Below are 21525 nucleotides of genomic sequence, written 5' to 3'. Positions count from 1 at the left end.
AAATCAGAACTGCTAAAAACAGCACAGAATTTTTGAGAATATTCCGAACTAACTGAATTACACATTTCAGTTTTGAAAACAAAAAAAATATATTTTTACCGATTCTAAATTAAATGTGATGAACATCATAGATTAAAAAAATCTTTATTTCGTCTGCATATGCATTTATTTAATAATTTTGTAACATTAATTTTTTTAAAAAATGGGAGTTATCTTAAAGCCGATTGATGTTGTAGACGATATTACTCAGGAAGATTTTATTGAAAAATACTTAAAGCCAAGAAAACCGGTTGTCATAAAGAATATGGCAAGAAAATGGCCGGCTTACCAAAAATGGACAATGGAGTATGTGAAGGAAGCGGTAGGCGACGTGGAAGTTCCGTTATACGATTCGAAAAAGGCTGATCCTGCTGCACCAATCAATACGCCGACGACCAAAATGAAGTTTGCAGATTATATTGATCTTATTCAGAGGGAACCTACAGATTTGAGGATTTTCTTTTTTGATCCTATCAAGCAGGCAAAAAAACTGTTGGAAGATTATATCTCTCCTAAAGATCTGATGGGCGGATTTCTGGATAAATTTCCATCCATGTTTTTTGGGGGAAAGGGTTCTGTGACATTTTTACATTATGATATCGATTTAGCCCATATTTTCCATACCCATTTTAATGGAAGAAAACACGTTCTTCTTTTTGAAAACAAATGGAAACAGAGATTGTATAAACTTCCCTATGCTACCTACGCACTGGAAGACTACGATATTGCCAATCCTGATTTTGCAAAATTTCCCGCTTTGGATGGAGTGGAAGGAATCGAATGCTTCCTAGAGCACGGCGATACCTTGTTTATGCCGACGGGATGGTGGCACTGGATGAAATACCTCGACGGAAGCTTCTCAATCTCGCTCAGAGCGTGGGACAAATCGTGGGCGGTAAAAGCGCAGTCGCTTTGGAATCTTACTGTTCAAAGGAAGTTTGATGACGTAATGAAGAAGAATTTTAAAAAGAAATACATGGACTGGAAGGAGCGTAAGGCCGTAGCCAGAGCCGAATTAGCTTTAAAAAAAGGGTTACCTAAAAGATAGAAAAAAGACGTTTCAGCTGAAGCGTCTTTTTTGTTTACAGAATTCTGTAGACAGGATATTGTCTGAACGTTTTTTCCTCGAAATACGGAGAGTTCCGGTAAATCCAGTCGAGCTGTACTGTTCCGTCTGTGGCAAATTCTTTGTCTGAGGCTTTTTTAGCTTCAAATTTCTGTTTTAAATCTTTCTCTTTTTTCAACAGTTCTGCAGCGGTATCTTCAAAAATGTAAGCTGAAAAATATTCTTTCTGAGATAGAATTCCGTCGAAGAAATTCCAGTTGAAGAATGAATCTGTGGCTTCCGGTTCCAGTGTTTCAATAATATACTTTACACCAAACTGTTGGGTTGAAACGAGATAATCTCCCGCTTGAAAAGTTATTTTTTTATCTGAATGAGAAACTTTGGTGTCGTAATGCAGATAATGGCCTTCAGATGGATTTTTAACGGTTTTAAAATCATCAATTTTATAAGATTCTACGGCGATTGCACTGTCTTTTCGGATCAATTTCATGTGGATCTGATTTCTCTTTAATTCTTCAATCACCCGGTACTGCGACTGTGGAATTACATAATACTTCGGAATGGTAATGTAGCCGGTAGGAATCGCTGTTGTAAAAAGTTTTATCTCTTTTGTGAAAGGTTTGTTTCTGTCATAATACAACCTAGGCTTCCCCGAAATTTCGCTTGGTTTATATTTTCCTTCAAAACCTTTAAAATTCATGGTTGAATATTGTGTGGAATCTATTTTCCAGCGGATGCCATACTGTTTCCCGGCTTCGTACTGTTTCAGATTTTCAAGTCTCAGTCGCTTGATTTTAAGATAATCTTTGTCTAAATTCTGAAGATTCACAAGCATGTATTTGTAAGTCGCATCCACGCGTTTGTCATAAGGTTTCAGCATATGCGTTTCAGGCATCGTGGCCAAAGTGTTGAAAAGCGAAGCATAGCCAGTCGAATATCTTGGAGTATCTTCAAAAGCAGCAAACCCAATATCGGGAACATCACCGTGGATATTGACGTAAGGTGTGCTTTCGTAACCAAGCTTTTTTAAATCCTGTAAATTTTTAGACTGAAAATCATTGTAAAAATATTCACCTAAAACTTTCCCCAAACGCTCTTTGAAAGTAGAAATATAAGTAAAAGTATACTGATAATCTGCCCCGTTGCTCACGTGATTGTCAATAAAAACATCCGGTTTCAGCCACTGGAAAATTTCCTGAAAACTCTTTGCGTTTTTAGAATCAGCCTTGACGAAATCTCTGTTGAGGTCTAAATTTCGTGCATTTCCTCTGAAACCATATTCCTCCGGACCGTTTTGGTTGGCTCTTGAAAATGCTCCACGGTTCAGCATCCCGCTGATGTTGTAGGCAGAAATTGCGGCGATGACAAAATTTTCAGGAGTTTTAATTTTTTTTAATGCTAAATCCCGCATCAGCATCATGGTCGCATCGATTCCGTCGGGCTCGCCTGGATGAATTCCGTTGTTGATAAAGAGAACGGCTTTTTCCTTTCGTAATTTCTCGAAATCTTTCTCAGCAAAGGGATTGTAAATGACGACATAAATTGGTTTTCCATTATCGTCTACACCTTTTTGAAGATATTGAATAGTGTTGAAATTTTTTGCAAGGTTCTCATAGAAATTATTCATTTCCTGATAGGTTGCCGTTTTATTTCCGTTACCCTTTTCGAAAGGAGTCTGATACTGATTCTGAGAGAAAATGAAAGAGGAAATCAGGAGAAAGAGGAAAGGTGTCGGTTTCATAAATTCATTGGTTTGGAGTTGCCAGTTATTTAAAGAAGATTAGAATTGATTAAACTTTAAACTTTTAGTTTAATCTTTTGACGGTTTCTACCTCTTTCTTCTGGGTATAAAACGGTAAGCGGTTCGCTCTGCCAAAATTCTTTTGTGTCAACATCCATGATCGAGAGCGCTCCTGTAAAAGCCGCGCCGGTATCAAGATTCCACACGTTGCTTTTTTTTACAGGTTCTGTAATTCCTAAATGTAAAGTATGGGTGTGACCGATAAAAATTTCTTTAAAAAGCAGTAATTTTTTAGGGAATAAATCAGGATTTTCCTTCAGTTTTTTGTCCATGGTGATGGCTGTTTCCCAAAGTGTTCTGTCCCAACGGCTGTCTGCAGTATACATTTCAGCCTCCGGACCCTCAATTGAAGTGTAACCTGCATGAATAAAGAGTCTGTTGTCTTCGTCTACGTAATAGTTTTTCATATTCTGAAAAAACTCAAGATGTGATTCAATCTTATCTAAAGAGTAATCCACATAACTGTCGACTGTACTCTGTCCTCCATTGTTTAGCCAAACAGCGGGCTCAGAGCCAAACGAAAGCCATTCTTCAGCCCACGCATCGTGATTTCCCTTGATGAAAATACATTCCTGTTTTTGCGAAAGTTCCATCAGAAACTGAATAATCTGAGCAGACTCGCTCCAGCCGTCGACGTAATCTCCAAGAAAAATAAGTTTATCGTTTTCTGTAACTTCTGCTCTTTCCAAAACCTGTTTTAAGGCTTTGAATCCTCCGTGAATGTCGCCAATGGCTAAAGTTCTTTTCATTTAAATATTTTGTAGTAAGTCGGATGGGAAATTTTACATATCCCTTGAAATATAATTCACATCCACAAAATCCGTCAGCCAGACTCCGTTTTCTGAGAGATAAAAAGGAATGCCGTCTTCAGACATTTCTTTTGTTTTAATGGTTAAAATTACAGGTTTTCCGTGACGCATTCCTACTTTTGTTGCGGTTTCTCTGTCTAAACTTAAGTGAACGTGCTGCCGGCTCTTCTTTTCAATGCCGTTTTCTAAAATTGAATTGATATTTGACTGTGCCGTTCCGTGATAAAGAAATTCAGGAGGCTGCTGAGGTTTTAAATTTAAATCAATCCCGATCGAATGCCCTTGATTGGCTCTGATTCTGGTTTTATCTTCATTAAAAACAAAACGTTTTTTGTCATTGGTTTCCACAATGTCACTGAGTTCTTCGAAAGTAAAACCATGACTGTCATTGGTTGATTTTGCAATGAGTTCCTCCACATCTGCCCAGCCGTTTATCTAAATGTAAACCAATCAGTTCAGGATGATGCCTGAGAACGTAGCTGAGGAATTTGCTTGTTTTTTTATTTTGGGAGTCAGTCATAGTGTAATTTTTTAAGCCAAATCCACAAGTTTGTCAAACAACAGCTTCATTCCCTGGGTCGCAGTCTCTTTCATTACAACGGCTCTCTGTCCGTAACCGAAACCAGTTTCATTGGGATTGATAACGATCAGAAGACAGTCATCTTTAATCTCGTGAACCAATCCTGCGGCAGGATAGACTTGAAGAGATGTTCCAATAACAAGGAAAATATCGGCCTCACGGGCGAGCTTGGTTGCTTTTTCCATCATTGGCACTTCTTCGCCAAACCAAACGATAAAAGGCCTGAGCTGAGCTCCGTCTTCCGCTTTGTCGCCAATGTTGATGTCGTTTTTCTGCTCGTAAATCAGATTTTTGTTGTTGCACGAGCAGGATTTAAAAAGTTCACCATGAAGATGGGTGATATTTGTAGAACCTGCTCTTTCGTGGAGGTCGTCTATGTTTTGAGTGATAATTTGTACTTCAAAATGTTGTTCCAGTGCTGCGAGTAATTTGTGGGCATCATTGGGCTCTACTTCATGCAGCTGACGGCGTCTCTGGTTGTAAAAATCCAGAACCAATGCTCTGTCCTTCATCCAACCCTCCGGACTTGCTACGTCTGTGATGCTGTGGTTTTCCCAAAGTCCGTCGCCGTCTCTGAAGGTTTTAATTCCGCTCTCAGCGCTGATTCCGGCTCCGCTTAAAATGGTGAGTTTTTTCATCGGTTTTAGATCTGATTATTTTCCTTTAAAATATGCAAAAAAACTTTTTTAGCAATCATCCGTGCTCCAAGACTTTCAAGGTGAGGTGTGTGAGACTGACAGTCGATAAGCGTGAGAGAATCTTTATTTTTCTCCACAAACGTTATAAAACCTGCTTTTGAGGCGTTGCTCACTTTGCTGAACATGCTTTCGCCACAGAAAACATTTCCGATTTTCAAACCATAGAATCCTCCAACCAATTCGTCATTTTGCCAAACTTCAATACTTTTTGCCAAACCATACCTGTGAAATTGCAGAAAAACCTGAATAAGTTCTTCTGAAAGCCACGTTCCGTCCTGATCTTTTCTCGCTGTCTGCTGACAGTTCCGGATGACTTCTTCAAAATATTGATTTTCTGTGAATGTGAAAATGTTCCTGTCTAAAATTTTCTTCATCGACTTCGAAATTTTTACTTCTTCAGGAAAAAGTACAAATCTGGGATCGGGACACCACCAAAGAATCTCTTCATCCGGATTAAACCACGGAAAAATACCGTTTTGATAGGCAAACCACACACGGTCTGCCGACAGGTCGCCACCGTAAGCGATAATGCCTTCGTGGCCATCGTAAAATTCCGGGTCGGGAAAAGTTATCTCTTTGGGATCAAGTTTTACCATAAGACAAAAAATCCCACTTTTTTTCGGAAAGCAGGATTGTATTTTGATTTTAGATTTCGATTAGAAAGGAAGATCGTCGTCGTCTTCTTCAAAAGGGTTTGCATTAGAAGCAGCTGGCGATGCAGACTGGTTTGGTGTTGCGTGCGTTGGCTCTGCGCTGTTGTTATCCATTACCTTTTCAACTCTCCATCCTGTAATAGAGTTGAAATATTTAGTTTCGCCCTGCGGAGACACCCATTCTCTACCTCTGATGTTGATTCCCACTTTCACATTTTCACCTTCAGAAACATTATCAAGCAAATTGATCTTATCCTGCAAAAATTCGATGTTGATTGGCTGCGGATACTGCTCCTGCGTCAAAATCACCATTTCTCTTTTCTGAAAACCGCTTGCAAAAGACTGAACTTCAGAGATTTTCTTTACCGTACCTTGTAATTCCATATCATTAAATGTTAAAGATGTAAAAGTAATAAAATGAAACGTAAAAATAAAGGAAGAAATAAAATTTTAAAAAAAATGAAAAAAAAGTTGCAAAAGACTTGCAGTTATGATTTTTTGCCCTATATTTGCACTCACAAAAACGAAGGAAGTTCTTTAAAATATTTCAATAATCATGCGGATGTGGTGTAATTGGTAGCCACGCCAGACTTAGGATCTGGTGCCGTGAGGCGTGGGGGTTCGAGTCCCTTCATCCGCACTTATTGCGAAAATAGCTCAGCTGGTAGAGCACAACCTTGCCAAGGTTGGGGTCGCGGGTTCGAGTCCCGTTTTTCGCTCTCATCACGCCCTGGTGGTGGAATTGGTAGACACGCAGGACTTAAAATCCTGTATCCGCAAGGATGTACGGGTTCAAGTCCCGTCTGGGGTACTTAAAAAGACTGTTAATCATTGATTAACAGTCTTTTTTGTTTTTAGGGGTGGCCAAAATGGTAATATATCTTTTTTGCATTTTGGAAAATTAATACCCCTTGAAAGATTTTCAATTAATCTTTATTATTATTTATTCGGCATAATTTTTTTTCCATTTCGAAATTGTGTTTCTGCTCATTTTAAAATCTCTCGCGACCTGAATATTGCTTAATTTATTTTTTTTCTGGTATTCAATAATCTGTTTGATGTCTGTTTGGCTGTAGGTCCGGTGTTTTTGATTGAAAATTTCTGCATCTTTCCCCGAATTACCAAAAATAATGGTGTTGAGCTTAATGATGTCGAGTGCGGAGAGATCATCTTTTTCCAGTAAGTTTTTGCAGGCAACCCTCTTGTCGGGATGTTTTAAGTCGATAATATCACTGAAAATCAGTTTGTAGTTTGGTCCTGGATTTTTCATAAATCTTTTGGTGCTAAAAAAGAAACAACTTTGAATTCGGGATTTTTTCCCTCAAAATAATACACATTGATGAGCTCTTTCCAAAGAAAATATTTGCTTATGGAAATATCAACTACTTTATCATCTTCGAAAATAAATACGATCTCATCATTATAGAAACTCGGCTTGAATTTTCTGAAAAACCATACTTCACTGTCAGATTTTCTGGCCGGCCTTCCAAATGAAATTAAAATTTCATTTTTAGATTTATGAAGATAATTTGCAATCAGCTTTTTAAGTTTTCGTACTTGTTGATCCATTTGTATAACGTGGTTTTCGGTATTCTGTATTTTTCGACGGCACTGGCTTTCGTTATTTGCCCGCAACTGATCTGTTCAAGTATAAAACTGATCATCTCCTGCGTGTAGATATGCTTTCGGAAGACCGGCAGTGATGTTTTTGTTTTTGCACCCTCTGAGCTTTTGTCTGCAGATGAAGATGCAGCGGGAGAATAGAGAATCAGATGCTGGCTGTAAATTCTGAAGAAGTCGTACTCCAGGAGTTTACACCATTTTAAGAGAACGTCAGAATTAAGGCTTGGCGATGAAAGCATTGTTTTGATTTCTTCCTCAGTGCTTGCCATGAAACTGCAGATTCTTGAAAATTCTGTTTTGTTTTCTCTTATTTTCTGCTCAATAAGAGAACCGATGTGAATTTTTTTAAAGTCCAAAATTTGTGATTTATAATTTGAATTCAAAGAACGTTCAAACTATTGGAAAATAAAAAAAACAGGGGGTCTATTGAGATACTACTTTCGTTTAACTAATTGATAAACAATTTATTTAAAATTATTTTTTAGCTAAATTTTTAAACCAGAGTTCAGTGCTTTCTTCAGCAGGAATACTGAGTTTTGTTCTCAAATTGTGCTTTCTATTACGGACCGTGCTTAATGTCCGGAACGTAAAAGTTGCTATATCTTTGGTAGTAAACCCTAAAAAAATATAGGAACAGAGAGTAAGTTCTGAAACCCTGAGTTTAGAATCAATCTGTAGAAGTTTGCTGATTACTTCGGGATATACTTCCTGAAAACGGGTGAAAAATTCGGGGCTGTTACTTTTGGCGAGGAAAATGATTTCTTCGAAAGCTTCATTTACTTTTAGTTGCAGCTGAGAGTTTTCTTCTTCTTTAGAATACAGTTTTTCTTCATCCGCTCTGCTCTTTTTAGAGTATTTTATTTTCAGAAAGATAAAGATTCCCGCTGATAAGAACAGAATTATGGCTATAATCAGATAAAGTTGAGTCTTTGATTTTTCTGAAACTTCTTCTTTTTCTTTAATAAGTTTTTTTACGGGGATTTCCTGTATTTGGGTGCTTACAGTTGCCAGACTGTCATTTAAAGAAGTGTGTTTTTCCAGGTTTTCTATAGCTTCTGTGTTGTTTTGGGATGCTTTGTGAGCTTCATATAAAAGTTTGTGAATATCCCGCACATCCTGTGGTTTTTTTAATTGTTTACAAATCACCAGAGCTTCTTCATAGCATTCAATTGCCTTTGCAAAATCTTTTCTTTCCATGTAATACCTTCCAAAATTTCTCTGCAGAACTGATTTCTGAAAGACAGGAATTTTTTTGGTTTCATAGATTTTTTTGCCCAGATCCAAGTAGTATCTTGCGGAATCAAGATCTTTGTTATATGAGATAAAATACTTTGCTATTCTGGAAGCAGTAAATGTGTTGGAGGACGCCTTGTGGGCGTTCTGAATATCCTTGTAGAAAGCTTTAATATTCTTATTCTCCTCGTGAATAACACTTCGTAGACCGTAAAAATACTGCAGGTGGCCGGCATTTGCTTTCGGATTTCCTTTCGCAATATCAATCGCGATACTGTAATTTTCTATTGCTTTTTCATTAAACCCCAAAGCATTATAATTTCTGCCGTATTCCCCGTAAATTCTGGCGTTAAGTGAGGGGTTGTCGAGATCTTTACACTTTTCGAGGGCAAGATCGAGATAGTGCATACTTTCTTTGATCCGGTAAAGATTGCTGCTGGTATTGGCGGCAAAAAGATATGCTTTTGCTGCATCCTCGTCTGCATTCAGGCTTTCATATTCGCGTATTACTTTTTTACAGAGTTCCAGAGACTCCTGTAGCTGTCCGTTTTTGAACAGACGTACCACATGATTGTCAAAAACAGAGTCTGTTGCTTTTTTAGTATAGATTTGAGCATCAGCAGAGATGAAACCGATGAAGAATATACAGATTGTAATAAATACAGTTTTAGTCACTTTGAATGAAGTTTTTAAATTCCGCTAAAGCACATGCTTTCAGGAGATAGGATTTTTAATTCTCCTTGATGTTTAGGAATTTTACTGAATAAATTTAAGGAAAACTTCCTGATCATTTTCAGGAAAATAAAATAATGGCCGGCAAGCTGCGCGAAATCTTATCTCATCTCTCCCTCCGCGGGTTGAAATATCATTGTGTTTTTTAGCAGAAGAACAGGCCATTCTTCCTTTTTGCGGAGGGATATGATGAGAATTCTGTATGAGAAATTTTCATTTTTCAGTTTCCATCAGATTGTGTTTTTGGGTTGGCAAAGAAATCTTAAATTTTCCTATTTAACATAATAATTGGTACCCTATTTAGTATCTATTTTGATTTAAATATTTGATTTTCAGGAATATAAAATTTAATTTTAAATCTTAATCATTGATGTCTGTTATTTCACTGGAGAGAATCAATTGAATTTTTGTACTGTTTTAGTTTTAATGATCACGCCGTAAATCATCAGATTTTTTTCCTTTTTAACAGCGAAAATGGGGAGAGTGTAATTATTGGAGATTAGAAATAAAAAAAACCCAGGAAGAACTCTGGGTTTAATTATTTATATGTGCTGTTTGTTTTTTTTAAAGCAAAGTGATGAGACTCTTATTTTCTCAACATTTCTGTGTGAGGAATTCCGTCTTCCAGATATTTTTTTCCGGTATCTTCAAAGCCAAATTCACCATAAAATTTCAGTAGATAATCCTGAGCCGAAATTCTGATTTGTGAAATTCCAAAACGGTTTTCAATTGTTTCAACAGCGTACTTTATAAGCTGTCTTCCCAGATTTTTACCTCTTGCTTTTTCTGTAGTTAAAACTCTGCCGATTGATGTTTCAGGATATTTAATTCCTTTGTTAAAGATTCTGCAGTTGGCTAAAACTTCCCCGTCTTCCTCAGCCCAAATGTGCACAGCTTTCTGGTCGTAATCATCAAGATCAGGATAAGGACAGTTTTGCTCTATCACAAAAACATCGATCCGTGCTTTGAGAACCGCATAAAGTTCAGGAACAGTAAATTCTTCAAACGTTTTAATTTTCCAGATAATATTACTCATCGAAGGTCACGCTGTTGTTAATTAGAAATTCATTCGTAGTCTGGATGAAGCTCAAAATTTCTGCACAGCCTTCTTTTTTTTCTGCAGAAGTCACGTAGATTTCCGGAAGATCAGCCCATGTCTTGTGCAGTTCGGTTTTGTAATCTTCAATATTTTTTATCACTGCGTTCGGCTTTAGTTTGTCTGCTTTTGTAAATACAATCGAAAACGGAACTCCACTCTCACCACACCACTGTATAAACTCGAGGTCAATTGTCTGTGGTTTGTGTCTGGAATCTACTAAGACAAAAAGGTTAACAAGATTTTTTCTGTTCAGAATGTAGTTGGTAATCAGTTTTTCGAAGTCTTTTCTGATTGATTTTGAAACTTTTGCATAACCATAGCCTGGTAAATCTGTCAGATACCAGGTTTCGTTTACCAAAAAATGATTGATAAGCTGTGTCTTACCTGGGGTTCCCGAGGTTTTTGCCAAATCTTTATGATTCATCATTGCGTTGATGAGAGAAGATTTCCCAACGTTGGATCTGCCGATGAACGCGTATTCCGGCATATTGGGTTCGGGGCATTCCTGCCATTTTCCGCTGCTTTTTACAAAGGTGGCTGTTTTAATGACCATAATATATATTTTAGAAAAACAAACCATTAAGAAATTTCTTAATGGCTGTCTTATTTTTTATTAAATTTTATTTTTTAACCAGGCGTAAAGAATTTCATTGAATTCATCAGGCTTTTCCATCATTGCTGCGTGACCACATTTATCAATCCAGAAAAGTTCTGAATTTGGGATAAATTTATTCATATCGATAGCAACTTCAGGCGGAGTTACGTTGTCCTGTTTTCCCCAGATCAGACATGTTGGTCTCAAAATTTTAGGAAGATCATTCAGCATATTGTGTTTGATGGCGCTTCTGGCCAACATTACAGTTTTAATGCCTTTCATTCTGTCATTTACCACACTGAAAACTTCGTCTACCAGTTCTTCAGATGCTACAGTTGGATCATAAAAAACCTCTTCTGCCTTCTTTCTTATATAGGAACGGTCATTCTTTCTCGGAAAACTGTCTCCGAAAGCTCTTTCGTATAAACCTGAACTTCCTGTCAGCACAAGATTCTGTACGAGATCCGGACGGGCGAGTGTTAAAATCAAACCTACATGCCCACCCATTGAGTTGCCTACGATGGTAACTGGTTTACCAATATTGCTTTCAATGAAAGTAACAACATATTTGGCTATTGTTGTGAGATTGGTATTGAGAACCGGAAGGTCATATATCGGAAGCTGAGGTACGTAAACTTTAAAACCTTTTTCAGAAAAAAAGTCTACCATTTTCTCAAAATTGCTGAGACCACCCATCAGACCGTGCAACAGTACCAATGGATGTCCTTCTCCCGCTTCCACAAAGGCGAATTTTTTCTCTTTTTTTGTTTTGAATATCATAAATATGCTTTAAGAAAGCCTTGCAAAAATACAAATTAAACGTCACAAATATTTTGCCAAGCCTAATTTAAAATAAAAATAACATACAACTGCACATTTTGGTGAGTTTTTTCTGAAAGTCTTTATCGCGCTTCATCTGCTGAAATTTACAACTTCCAAATTATCAGCCGTTAAGATTGATTTTGAACCTTAAAGGTAAAACTTATTAACATTAAGTCAAAAAGTGGGAAAAAGTGGGAGCTTTTGGAAAAATATTTCTAATTTTGTCCCAAATGAGAAATTTCATTGGAACATATGAGTGCAAAATAGACGACAAAGGCCGTCTCAAAGTACCCTCTTCTTTAATAAAGCAGATGGAGAATTTTGATGACAAAACCTTTGTGGTAAAGCGTTCTGTGTTCCAAAAGTGCCTTGAAGTTTATCCTATGAATGCGTGGGATAAAATGATGGACAAAATTAATAAACTCAACAGATTCAACAAACAGAATGCTGATTTTATTAGAATGTTTACGGCAGGAGTGAAAACCGTAGAGCTGGATAATGCCGGAAGGCTTCAGATTTCAAAAGACCTTACGCAGTACTCGGGTCTTCAGAAAGACATCGTGATTACAAGCGCGGGTGAACTATTTGAAATTTGGGATAAGGATGCCTACGAAAGTGTAATCTCAACCAATGAAGAGGATTTTGCAAATCTTGCAGAGCAGGTGATGGGTTCTTTTAACGAAGAATAGATTACCGGAATCTGATTGTAAACAATTAAAAAACACAAACTTAACATGTATCATAATCCCGTTTTATTAAAGCAGAGTGTAGATGATTTGGTGACGAATCCGGACGGCGTGTATGTAGACTGTACGTTTGGTGGTGGTGGTCATTCAAGAGAAATTTTGAGCAGACTTTCAGAAGGTGGAAAACTGTTCAGTTTTGATCAGGATCTGGATGCGCTTAAAAATACAATTGACGACCCGCGATTTACATTAATCAATCAGAATTTCAGATTTCTTGAAAATTCTTTACTGATGTACGGAATTTCAAAAGTTGACGGGGTTTTGGCGGATTTGGGTGTGTCATCACATCAGTTTGACGAAGCTGTGCGCGGCTTTTCAACAAGAAGTAATGCTCCGCTGGATATGAGAATGAATATCATGCAGAGTCTGGATGCGAAAAAAGTAATCAACGATTATGACGAAGAGGCTCTCGCTGACATATTTTACTATTACGGTGAATTGAGAGAAGCAAGAAAATTGGCCCGTGACATCGTTCATCACAGAAAAATAAAGGTGATTGAAACTACTGAAGATCTTAAAAAACTTTTCAGTTATCTGCCGCCGCATAAAGTAAATAAATTTTATGCACAGCTGTTTCAGGCTATCCGAATTGAAGTGAATCAGGAGTTGGATGTTCTGAAGGAAATGCTGGTGCAGTCTTACAATGTTTTGAAACAGGACGGAAGACTGGTTGTAATTTCCTATCACTCACTTGAAGACCGTCTTGTAAAAAGATTTTTGAAAAACGGAATGTTTGAAGGCGAGCCTGAAAGAGATATCTACGGAAATTACAGCAAAGCATTTGAGCTGGTAAAGAGCAAAGCAATTATTCCTGATGATCAGGAAATTGAAGAAAACTCCAGAGCGAGAAGTGCAAAAATGAGAACAGGAATAAAAATATAAGTAATGAGCAATGAGTGATGAGCAATGGAAATTACTCATTACCAATTACTGATTACCAATAAAACAAACGTGGCAAAAAGAAATACATACAAACCTCAGAAAAAACTCACTTTTATAGATATTGTAAAGGGGAACTTTCTGAACCGTGATGAGGTGAAAGCCCATTACAAATATTTTCTGCTGCTATTTATATTGATGATGGCGATGATTTATACCAACCATCTGGTCAATCAGAAAATCAAAATTGTTAATGCATTAAAAGAAGAAACTGAAGAATTTAAATCAAGAAATGCTTACGCTCAGAGCAAACTCATCAAAGTAAAAATGGAATCGGAGCTGGGAAAAGAAGTAGCACAGGATTCTCTAATGACGCTCGAAAGCCACCCGCATAAACTACTAATAAAACTGGACAGTACGGATGCAGAATCAAAATGAATACGACAACAAACGTAAGAAAACATTACGTTGGGGCTACCTCTTTGCAGTGGTGGCTTTATGCGTATTTGCGCTGTTCATGGGCAGAATTGTACTGTTGCAGAATACCAATGTTACCGAAATCAAAGAAGATTATATCAACAAAAATTACCGTGAAGCCACACTGAAAGCCGCAAGAGGAAATCTTTTTGCCTCAGACGGATCTATTTTGGCGACTACCGTGATGAGATACGATATTTATCTTGATTTTAAAACAATGCGCGATACTGTTTATACCAACAATATCGGTGCACTCAGCGATTCTTTAAGCAAAATGTTTGGCAAGCCCAGAGCAGAATACCGCAAAAGGTTTGATGAGCAGCGTAAAAAAGGAAGAGAAAATCAATATTACTCGTTGGTAAAAGGTCTTGATTTTGACGAGTACGACAGAATCAGAAAATTTCCGATTTTTAAAAGAGGAAAAAATAAAGGAGGTTTTATTGTAGAAAGAAATTACAAGCGCGAACTGGCTACAACCGAAATTGGCTCGGGAACCATTGGAATGGACAACGGTCAGTACACATCTGGTCTTGAAGGTGCCTTTTCAAAATATTTGCGGGGCAAAGACGGCAAACGTCTTGAGCAGAGAATCAATTCTGCGCAGTGGAAACCGATTGATTACTGGAAGGTGGAAGAACCTGTAGACGGTCAGGATGTTTATACCACTTTAGATCTTAGAATTCAGGATATTGCTCACTCCGCTCTGGAAAAACAGCTGGTCAATTTTGAAGCAAAACACGGAACCGTTATCGTTATGGAAGTGGAAACCGGAAAAGTTCGTGCGATGGTGAATCTTCAGCGTGATGATGCTGGTGAGTATGTAGATTCTTATAATTATGCAATAAAAGATAATATCGAACCGGGATCGACTTTTAAAGTGATTTCACTTCTGGCAGCGATGGACGACGGTTTTATTGATGAGAAAACAACAGTAAATGTTGGAAGTGGTTCATGGGTTTATGCCAAGCAGAGAATCAATGACGGCCACGGTGGAGGAGTCTATGAAATCAGTGATGTTCTGGCAAAATCCAGCAACGTGGGAACTGCAAAACTTATAACTCAGTATTATGCAGACAAGCCACAGATATTTTTGGATCATTTAAAAAGATGGAAGCTTTTCGATAAAATGGATATTGAACTGCCGGGAATCACAAAACCGAAAATTCTCACTCCTGAGCATAAAAGATGGAACGCAGCGACACTGGCATCAATAGGTTACGGATATTCCACCAACATCAATCTTTTGCAGCTGGCTACATTTTACAACGGTGTTGCCAATAGAGGTAAAATGGTAAAACCTCTGTTCATCGATAAAATCATGCAGGATGGTAAAGTAACATTTGAAGCAGAGCCTCAGGTCATGGTTAAAAAAATGGCTTCTGAAAAAGCAATTCAGATGATGACGAGTGCACTTACAAAAGCAGTTGAAAAAGGTACGGCAAGAAGCATTTTTACACCCAACCTGAAAATGGCAGGAAAAACCGGGACCGCAAGATTTGAATACTGGCTGCCCGGTCCAATGAAGTACAGAGCGTCATTCGCAGGATTTTATCCTGCAGATAATCCGAAATATACATGCTACGTCATGATCAGTGAGCCAAATGTTTCAAAAGGATTTTACGGAGGAACGGTTTCAGCTCCGGTTTTTAAGGAAATTGCAGGTAAAACTTTCCTTAAAACGCCACAGAATATCGAAAAGGAAATGCTCGTCGATAAAAAGGTAAACCTTAATAAACTGGTTGAACCGAATGTGAAAGTCGCGGTTAACAATAAACAGATGCCGACCGTTGTCGGTTTAATCGGCAAAAATGTAATTCCTCAGCTGGAAAATTTAGGTTACAGGGTGGAATTTAAAGGAGTCGGAAGAATTAAGGAACAGTTTCCGCTCGAAGGCACGGTGATCAGTAAAAATCAAAGGATTTATCTGACGTTGCAGAATTAAAGTTAAATACTTCACGGCAGAGCTAAGCGATGCAATCGCAGTATGTCAGCACTAAGTAAAAAGATATTAAGAGGTGCGAAGCACCGGAATGTAGGTATATGGAATTAAGCAGATTATTAGAAAGAATCCAAATTCTGGAAACAGCAGGAACTCTTACAAAAGACGTTTCAGAACTGGTATTCGACAGCAGAAAAGTGATCCAAAACTCATTGTATATTGCAGTGAGAGGAACGGTTGCGGATGGTCATTCCTACATTGCATCATCTGTTGAAAAAGGAGCAACAGTTATTGTCTGCGAAGAGTTTCCGGAAAATTTAAATGATAATATTACCTACATCAAAGTAAAAGACTCATCAAAAACTTTAGGCCATCTTGCTTCCAATTTTTACGGAAATCCTTCAGGAAAATTAAAACTTATTGGCGTTACAGGAACCAACGGGAAAACCTCTGTTTCCACTTTGCTGTTTGATGTTTTTAAAAATTTAGGCTACGATTCAGCTTTACTTTCAACGGTAGAAATCAGAATTGGAGATGAAAAAATTCCTGCAACACACACTACACCTGATGTGATTACCATTAATCAAACTTTGGCAAAAGCAGTTGAAGCAGGTTGCGAATTTGCTTTTATGGAAGTGAGTTCACACGGTATTTCTCAAAACAGAATTGAAGGTTTAACCTTTAAAATCGCGGGTTTTACCAATCTTACGCACGATCATTTAGATTATCATAAAACGTTTGATGAATATTTAAAAACGAAAAAAAGATTTTTTGATGAATTAAATAGCGAAGCTATTGTTATCACCAACGTGGATGATAAAAACGGAAATGTGATGCTTCAGAACACAAGGGCTGCGAAAAAGTCTTATGCTTTGAAAACGATGGCAGATTACCACGGAAGAACTATGGAAGTAGATTTCAACGGAATGCTGTTAAACTTCAACGGAAAAGAATTCTGGACAACCTTAACAGGAAAGTTTAATGTCTATAATTTGCTTCTGGTTTTCGCAATTGCTTCTGAATTAGACTTTCAGCAGGATGAAATTCTTCAGGCCATCAGCATTTTGAAAAGAGTCAACGGTAGATTTGAAACTTTTAAATCCGACGGCGGCATTTTCTTCGTCGTAGACTATGCTCACACTCCTGACGCATTGGAAAATGTACTCGACAGCATCAACGAAATCAGAACCAAAAACGAAAGACTGATCACAGTTTTCGGTTGCGGAGGCGACAGAGATCACTCCAAAAGACCTGAAATGGGAAATATTGCCACTAAGAAATCAACTCTGGCAATCATCACTTCGGACAACCCGAGAACCGAGGATCCTGCAGCAATAATAAAAGAAATTGAAGCAGGCGTTGAACCTCAGAATTTCAGCAAATACACTTCAATTCCCGACAGAAGAGAAGCGATAAAAATGGCTATAAAATTTGCCGAGCCAAAAGACATCATCGTCGTAGCCGGAAAAGGCCACGAAAATTATCAGGAAATCAATGGTGTAAAGCATCATTTTGACGATAAGGAGGTCATCACTGAACTATGGCAATTAATGAGCAAATAAAATTTAAATAAAAGCAATATGCTGTATTATCTATACGAATATCTAACGAGCCAGGGCATCCACATTCCAGGAATGGGAATGATGAAGTACATCTCTTTCCGTGCAGGAATGGCGGTGTTGCTGTCTTTGTTGATTGCTCTTATTTATGGTAAAAACATCATCAATTATCTGAGAGGAAAACAGATGGGCGAACTGGTGCGTGATTTGGGATTAGACGGACAAAAACAGAAAGAAGGAACTCCGACAATGGGAGGCTTGATTGTTATTATCGCAACTCTTATTCCTGTTTTGCTGTTCACCAGAATTACAAATGTTTATATCGTTTTGCTGATTGTTTCGGTAGTCTGGATGGGCGCGATTGGTTTTATTGATGATTATTTAAAGAAAGTAAAGAAAAATAAAGACGGTCTCAGCGGGAAATTTAAAATCGTTGGACAGGTCGGTTTAGGCCTGATTGTAGGTGTTACCATGTATTTTCACCCCGATATTACGGTAAAAAGAAAATATGCGGATGCTAAAGTAGTGAACAGAAATAATGTGGAGCAGAATTTTTCACCAACTGAAAAAATCACCGTTTCCACAGTTCCGTTTACCAAGAACAATGAGTTTGATTACAGTGGAATTTTGTTCTGGATGGATGATGCAGAGGCTCATGAATGGGCTTGGATTGTGTTCATTCCAATAGTAATTTTCATAGTAACAGCAGTTTCCAACGGTGCCAATATCACCGACGGAATTGACGGTCTGGCGGCCGGAACGAGCACGATTATTCTGCTCGCGTTGGCATTTTTCGCTTACGTTTCAGGGAACATCATTTTTGCAGATTATCTCAACATAATGTTCCTCCCAAACATGGGTGAAACGACCATTTTTGCCGTCGCCATGGTGGGTGCAGTGATTGGATTTTTCTGGTACAATACGTATCCTGCTCAGGTTTTCATGGGAGATACCGGAAGTTTAATGCTTGGTGGCGTAATTGCTGTTTTGGCGATTATTTTAAGAAAAGAATTGATGATTCCTGTTCTGTGCGGAATATTTTTAATAGAAAACATATCTGTAATGCTTCAGGTGGTGGTTTTCAAATACAGAAAAAGAAAATTTGGGTTGGAATATGCCCAAAATAACAGATTGTTTAAAATGTCTCCTTTGCATCATCATTATCAGAAAGATGGTTTTCACGAAAGTAAAATTGTTAACAGGATGATTATCATAGGGGTTATGATGGCAATTGTTTGTCTCATTACATTAAAAATGAGATAGAAAATAGCGGGAGTTGGAAGCAGGAAGCTAACAGCAAATAGCAAAAAGCAGGTTTATGAAAATAGTTGTTTTAGGAGGTGGAGAAAGCGGTTGTGGTGCTGCTTATTTGGCTAAAAAGAAGGGTCTGGAAGTGTTTCTTTCAGACAAAGGTGCCATTAAGGATAACTACAAGCAGTTTTTAACTGAAAATGAAATCGAATTTGAAGAGGAAAACCACGATGAAGAAAGAATTTTAAATGCAGACTGGATTGTAAAAAGCCCGGGAATTCCCAAGAAGGCTGACATGATCACTAAAATTCATGATAGAGATATCAGACTTTCTTCTGAAATTGAATTTGCCGCAGAATTCACAGATGCGAAAATCATCGCCATCACAGGTAGCAACGGAAAAACAACTACAACGTCGCTTATTTACCACATCCTTAAAAACGATGGATTAAATGTAGGTCTGGGCGGAAATATAGGCTACAGTTTCGCAAAACAGGTGGCCGACGAAAGCCATGAATATTATGTTTTGGAGGTAAGCTCTTTCCAGCTCGATGATATTCAGAATTTCAGACCGTATATTTCTTTGCTGTTGAATCTGTCTAAAGATCACCTCGATCAGTACAATTACAATTACGAAGAATATGCTTTAGCAAAATTCAGAATAGCTGAAAATCAGGAGAATGACAATTTTTTCATCTACAATAAAGATGACGAAATGAGCAAAAATATTCTGGAAAAGTTTGAAATTAAGGCTAAAATGATCCCGTTTTCTACCAAAGAAAAATTGACTGAAGGTGGTTTTATTAACGGAGAAAATATTCAGATCAATTTGAAAGATCAGTTCACCATGAAAATTGATGAATTGTCTTTATTGGGAAATCATAATGTTGCCAACAGTCTTGCTGCGTCGATCGCCGGTAAAATATTGGAAATCAACAATGAAAGCATCAGGAATTCTCTGATGACCTTTCAGGCAGTGGAGCACAGACTGGAATTTGTAGCAGAAATTGGCGGTGTAAAGTTCATCAACGACAGTAAAGCAACCAACGTCAACGCCGCTTATTATGCTCTGGAAAGCATGAAAACGCCGACGGTTTGGATCGTGGGAGGCGTGGATAAAGGAAATGATTATACAGAAGTAGAAGATTTAGTTAAAAGAAAAGTAAAAGCAATTGTCTGCATCGGACTTGATAATCAGAAAATTATCGATTTCTTTAAAGGCAAAAAAGAGCTGATTTACAGCACATCGAGCATGGAAGAAGCCGTGAAAATTTCAAAATCTCTAGGGAAATCCGGAGATACGGTTTTACTGTCTCCGTGCTGTGCAAGTTTTGACCTCTTCAATAATTATGAAGACAGAGGTCATCAGTTTAAAGAACAGGTTTTAAAAGCCAATGGCAATTAGCCAGAAGCCAATAGCATAAAATATGAACGAACAGATTACAGATCCGAAATTTGAATTTCTAAAGGGCGATAAAGTGCTTTGGATGGTCATTATTTTGATCTCCATTTTCTCCATTTTCCCTGTATATTCTGCGAGTTCAAACCTTGAATATATCGTAAATAACGGCACCACTACCAGCCACATTGTAAAACACATGTTTTTCCTTTTATTAGGTTTAGGCTTAATGAGAATGGTAGGAATGGTAAAATACGAGCACATCGGTAAAATAAGCATGGCATTATTGATCGTCATGTGTGGGTTGCTGGTTTTGACGATGTTCACAGGGCAGACCATCGATGGGGCAAGTGCTTCAAGGTGGCTCAAAATTCCTGGAACGCCGTTTTCGTTTCAGCCTTCGTCATTCGCATTTCTAATGCTCATTATTTACCTCTGCAGATATTTAACCAAGAAAATTGCGAGAGAAAGAACGGTTGGTGAAAACGTAGGGTTTATTTTCGGACCTATTTTACTCGTGTTTTTGCTTGTTGCCAAAGACAACGGTTCCACAGCTTTAATGATTCTGATGGTTTCTGTGATTGTATTGGTGATCGGACAGCTCAACTGGAAATATATCGCAGGATTTATTTCAACTTCAGTGGTTGCGATTATTTTGTTTTTACTGATTGCTTTAAATACAAATATGATCGGTGGAAACCGTGTTCACACATGGATGAGCCGTATCGAGACTTTTACCTCAAGCAAAGCAAAGACTGCTGATGTAGATGATGAAAGTGTAAAGGCTAAAAATTATCAGGTAATGCAGGCGAAAGCCGCCATCGTTCACGGAGGTGTTACAGGAATGGGACCTGGGAAAAGTGCTTTAAAGCAAATGCTTCCACAGTCTGCTTCCGATTTTATTTTTGCCATCATCGTAGAAGAATATGGTTTGTTGGGTGCAGGATTACTGATTTCGCTTTACCTTATTATGATTGTAAGAATTGTAATGATTGCCAGCAAAATGCCCGCATTTTTCGGATCGTTGCTGGTGCTGAGTATTGGCGTTATGATATTTATACAGCTGGCTGTAAATATAGCTGTTGCTGTAAATTTAATACCGGTTACCGGTCAGCCATTGCCGCTGATCAGTTATGGGGGAACATCAATGTTGGTGACTTATATTCAGTTGGGACTGGTTCTGAGTGTGAGTTCAAGAATTCAGATTTATGATGAAGAAGGTATTGGCAAAAAACAAAGTGTAGCAGAAATTAACGATATAGCTTAAAAAGTATGGAAACCAAACAGATAATATTCACAGATAACAAAAGTTCAGAGCAGCTGATGATTTTGGATACCTCAGAGAAAATCTCAGGTTTTCTTGAAACTTTCAGGCTGGAAACCGGAGAGGTCATTGAGATCAACGACGGAATGTTTTCCGTGAAAAATATATCAGAAAAAGCTGTTGACAGTCAAAAAGAGATTTCAGTTGAAGTGGAATTTATTGATTTGATTGAAAATCAACCTACAGCATAATATTTTTAAA

At 37.8% G+C, this 21525-nt stretch carries 23 protein-coding genes, 3 tRNA genes and 1 pseudogene; 14 read left to right on the top strand and 13 right to left on the bottom strand.

Features of this window, described 5'->3' with window-relative positions; all coding sequences use genetic code 11:
* Positions 1–202 precede the first annotated feature (202 nt).
* Complete coding sequence (locus tag ASG21_RS16325; protein ID WP_056082958.1) at positions 203–1087, top strand: cupin-like domain-containing protein; 885 nt, start codon at positions 203–205, stop codon at positions 1085–1087.
* 34 nt (positions 1088–1121) lie between these two features.
* Here ASG21_RS16325 and ASG21_RS16320 read toward each other — a convergent pair whose 3' ends face one another.
* The 6 genes and pseudogenes from ASG21_RS16320 to ASG21_RS16295 all read right to left on the bottom strand — a co-directional run bounded on the left by ASG21_RS16320 (position 1122) and on the right by ASG21_RS16295 (position 6030).
* A complete protein-coding gene (locus ASG21_RS16320; protein ID WP_056082955.1) occupies positions 1122–2846 on the bottom strand; it encodes a hypothetical protein in 1725 nt (574 codons plus the stop codon).
* A gap of 56 nt (positions 2847–2902) precedes the next feature.
* Positions 2903–3655 (bottom strand): metallophosphoesterase, encoded by a 753-nt coding sequence (locus tag ASG21_RS16315; protein ID WP_056082952.1) that lies wholly within the window; start codon positions 3653–3655, stop codon positions 2903–2905.
* Between the two features lie 33 nt (positions 3656–3688).
* Positions 3689–4235: pseudogene (locus ASG21_RS16310) on the bottom strand (RNA 2'-phosphotransferase).
* A gap of 11 nt (positions 4236–4246) precedes the next feature.
* The gene (locus ASG21_RS16305; RefSeq protein WP_056082950.1) at positions 4247–4933 is read right to left on the bottom strand and encodes an NAD-dependent deacylase; all 687 of its coding nucleotides are present in this window, start codon (positions 4931–4933) and stop codon (positions 4247–4249) included.
* A 5-nt stretch (positions 4934–4938) separates the two neighbouring features.
* Entirely contained in the window at positions 4939–5589 is a 651-nt protein-coding gene (aat, locus tag ASG21_RS16300) for a leucyl/phenylalanyl-tRNA--protein transferase (protein ID WP_056082946.1), read from the bottom strand.
* A 60-nt stretch (positions 5590–5649) separates the two neighbouring features.
* Positions 5650–6030: a DUF3127 domain-containing protein gene (locus tag ASG21_RS16295; protein ID WP_056082943.1), complete on the bottom strand. Its 381-nt coding sequence runs from the start codon at positions 6028–6030 to the stop codon at positions 5650–5652.
* A gap of 33 nt (positions 6031–6063) precedes the next feature.
* On the opposite strand from ASG21_RS16295, the gene ASG21_RS20255 reads away from it, so the two are divergent.
* The 4 genes from ASG21_RS20255 (at position 6064) to ASG21_RS16280 (ending at position 6457) form a co-directional block, all read left to right on the top strand.
* Complete coding sequence (locus tag ASG21_RS20255; RefSeq protein ID WP_157844535.1) at positions 6064–6219, top strand: hypothetical protein; 156 nt, start codon at positions 6064–6066, stop codon at positions 6217–6219.
* Positions 6205–6286, top strand: a tRNA-Leu gene (locus ASG21_RS16290). Before ASG21_RS20255 ends, ASG21_RS16290 begins: the two co-directional genes overlap by 15 nt.
* A gap of 6 nt (positions 6287–6292) precedes the next feature.
* Positions 6293–6365: transfer RNA gene (locus ASG21_RS16285), tRNA-Gly, on the top strand.
* Positions 6366–6373: 8 nt separating this feature from the next.
* A tRNA-Leu gene (locus tag ASG21_RS16280) sits at positions 6374–6457 on the top strand.
* A gap of 132 nt (positions 6458–6589) precedes the next feature.
* On the opposite strand, the gene ASG21_RS16275 is transcribed toward ASG21_RS16280, so the two are convergent.
* The 7 genes from ASG21_RS16275 to ASG21_RS16245 form a co-directional block, all read right to left on the bottom strand.
* Positions 6590–6916, bottom strand: a complete 327-nt coding sequence (locus tag ASG21_RS16275; RefSeq protein WP_056082940.1) for a transposase — start codon at positions 6914–6916, stop codon at positions 6590–6592.
* On the bottom strand, positions 6913–7215 hold the full coding sequence (locus ASG21_RS16270) for a hypothetical protein (RefSeq protein ID WP_056082937.1): 303 nt from the start codon (positions 7213–7215) through the stop codon (positions 6913–6915). The genes ASG21_RS16275 and ASG21_RS16270 overlap by 4 nt, the downstream gene beginning before the upstream one ends.
* Positions 7182–7625 (bottom strand): hypothetical protein, encoded by a 444-nt coding sequence (locus ASG21_RS16265; protein ID WP_056083776.1) that lies wholly within the window; start codon positions 7623–7625, stop codon positions 7182–7184. Before ASG21_RS16265 ends, ASG21_RS16270 begins: the two co-directional genes overlap by 34 nt.
* Positions 7626–7743: 118 nt before the next feature.
* On the bottom strand, positions 7744–9177 hold the full coding sequence (locus ASG21_RS16260; RefSeq protein WP_056082935.1) for a tetratricopeptide repeat protein: 1434 nt from the start codon (positions 9175–9177) through the stop codon (positions 7744–7746).
* 643 nt (positions 9178–9820) lie between these two features.
* Positions 9821–10270 (bottom strand): GNAT family N-acetyltransferase, encoded by a 450-nt coding sequence (locus ASG21_RS16255; RefSeq protein WP_056082933.1) that lies wholly within the window; start codon positions 10268–10270, stop codon positions 9821–9823.
* Complete coding sequence (gene yihA / locus ASG21_RS16250) at positions 10263–10886, bottom strand: ribosome biogenesis GTP-binding protein YihA/YsxC (RefSeq protein ID WP_056082930.1); 624 nt, start codon at positions 10884–10886, stop codon at positions 10263–10265. Before yihA ends, ASG21_RS16255 begins: the two co-directional genes overlap by 8 nt.
* 60 nt (positions 10887–10946) lie before the next feature.
* On the bottom strand, positions 10947–11708 hold the full coding sequence (locus ASG21_RS16245; protein ID WP_056082927.1) for an alpha/beta hydrolase: 762 nt from the start codon (positions 11706–11708) through the stop codon (positions 10947–10949).
* Positions 11709–11980: 272 nt separating this feature from the next.
* On the opposite strand from ASG21_RS16245, the gene mraZ reads away from it, so the two are divergent.
* The 9 genes from mraZ (at position 11981) to ASG21_RS16200 (ending at position 21515) form a co-directional block, all read left to right on the top strand.
* Positions 11981–12439, top strand: coding sequence for a division/cell wall cluster transcriptional repressor MraZ (mraZ, locus tag ASG21_RS16240; protein ID WP_056082924.1), 459 nt, complete (start codon positions 11981–11983; stop codon positions 12437–12439).
* A gap of 45 nt (positions 12440–12484) precedes the next feature.
* Positions 12485–13378, top strand: a complete 894-nt coding sequence (gene rsmH / locus ASG21_RS16235; protein WP_056082921.1) for a 16S rRNA (cytosine(1402)-N(4))-methyltransferase RsmH — start codon at positions 12485–12487, stop codon at positions 13376–13378.
* A 69-nt stretch (positions 13379–13447) separates the two neighbouring features.
* A complete protein-coding gene (locus ASG21_RS16230; RefSeq protein ID WP_056083773.1) occupies positions 13448–13813 on the top strand; it encodes an FtsL-like putative cell division protein in 366 nt (121 codons plus the stop codon).
* The gene (locus ASG21_RS16225) at positions 13797–15794 is read left to right on the top strand and encodes a penicillin-binding transpeptidase domain-containing protein (RefSeq protein ID WP_056082918.1); all 1998 of its coding nucleotides are present in this window, start codon (positions 13797–13799) and stop codon (positions 15792–15794) included. The genes ASG21_RS16230 and ASG21_RS16225 overlap by 17 nt, the downstream gene beginning before the upstream one ends.
* Before the next feature lie 98 nt (positions 15795–15892).
* Positions 15893–17353 carry a UDP-N-acetylmuramoyl-L-alanyl-D-glutamate--2,6-diaminopimelate ligase gene (locus ASG21_RS16220; protein WP_056082911.1) on the top strand — a complete coding sequence of 487 codons (1461 nt, stop codon included), beginning with the start codon at positions 15893–15895 and terminating at the stop codon, positions 17351–17353.
* 18 nt (positions 17354–17371) lie between these two features.
* A complete protein-coding gene (gene mraY / locus ASG21_RS16215; RefSeq protein WP_056082907.1) occupies positions 17372–18613 on the top strand; it encodes a phospho-N-acetylmuramoyl-pentapeptide-transferase in 1242 nt (413 codons plus the stop codon).
* Between the two features lie 55 nt (positions 18614–18668).
* Positions 18669–20006, top strand: a complete 1338-nt coding sequence (gene murD / locus ASG21_RS16210) for a UDP-N-acetylmuramoyl-L-alanine--D-glutamate ligase (RefSeq protein ID WP_056082904.1) — start codon at positions 18669–18671, stop codon at positions 20004–20006.
* 22 nt (positions 20007–20028) lie between these two features.
* Positions 20029–21267: an FtsW/RodA/SpoVE family cell cycle protein gene (locus tag ASG21_RS16205; protein WP_056082901.1), complete on the top strand. Its 1239-nt coding sequence runs from the start codon at positions 20029–20031 to the stop codon at positions 21265–21267.
* 5 nt (positions 21268–21272) lie between these two features.
* Positions 21273–21515, top strand: coding sequence for a hypothetical protein (locus ASG21_RS16200; RefSeq protein ID WP_056082898.1), 243 nt, complete (start codon positions 21273–21275; stop codon positions 21513–21515).
* Positions 21516–21525: the final 10 nt, after the last annotated feature.

Origin of the sequence: Chryseobacterium sp. Leaf394, from assembly GCF_001424105.1 — a bacterium.
Classification (GTDB): domain Bacteria; phylum Bacteroidota; class Bacteroidia; order Flavobacteriales; family Weeksellaceae; genus Chryseobacterium.
The sequence above is the reverse complement of the archived record's forward strand: the minus strand, read 5'-3'. Positions and strand labels throughout refer to the sequence as shown.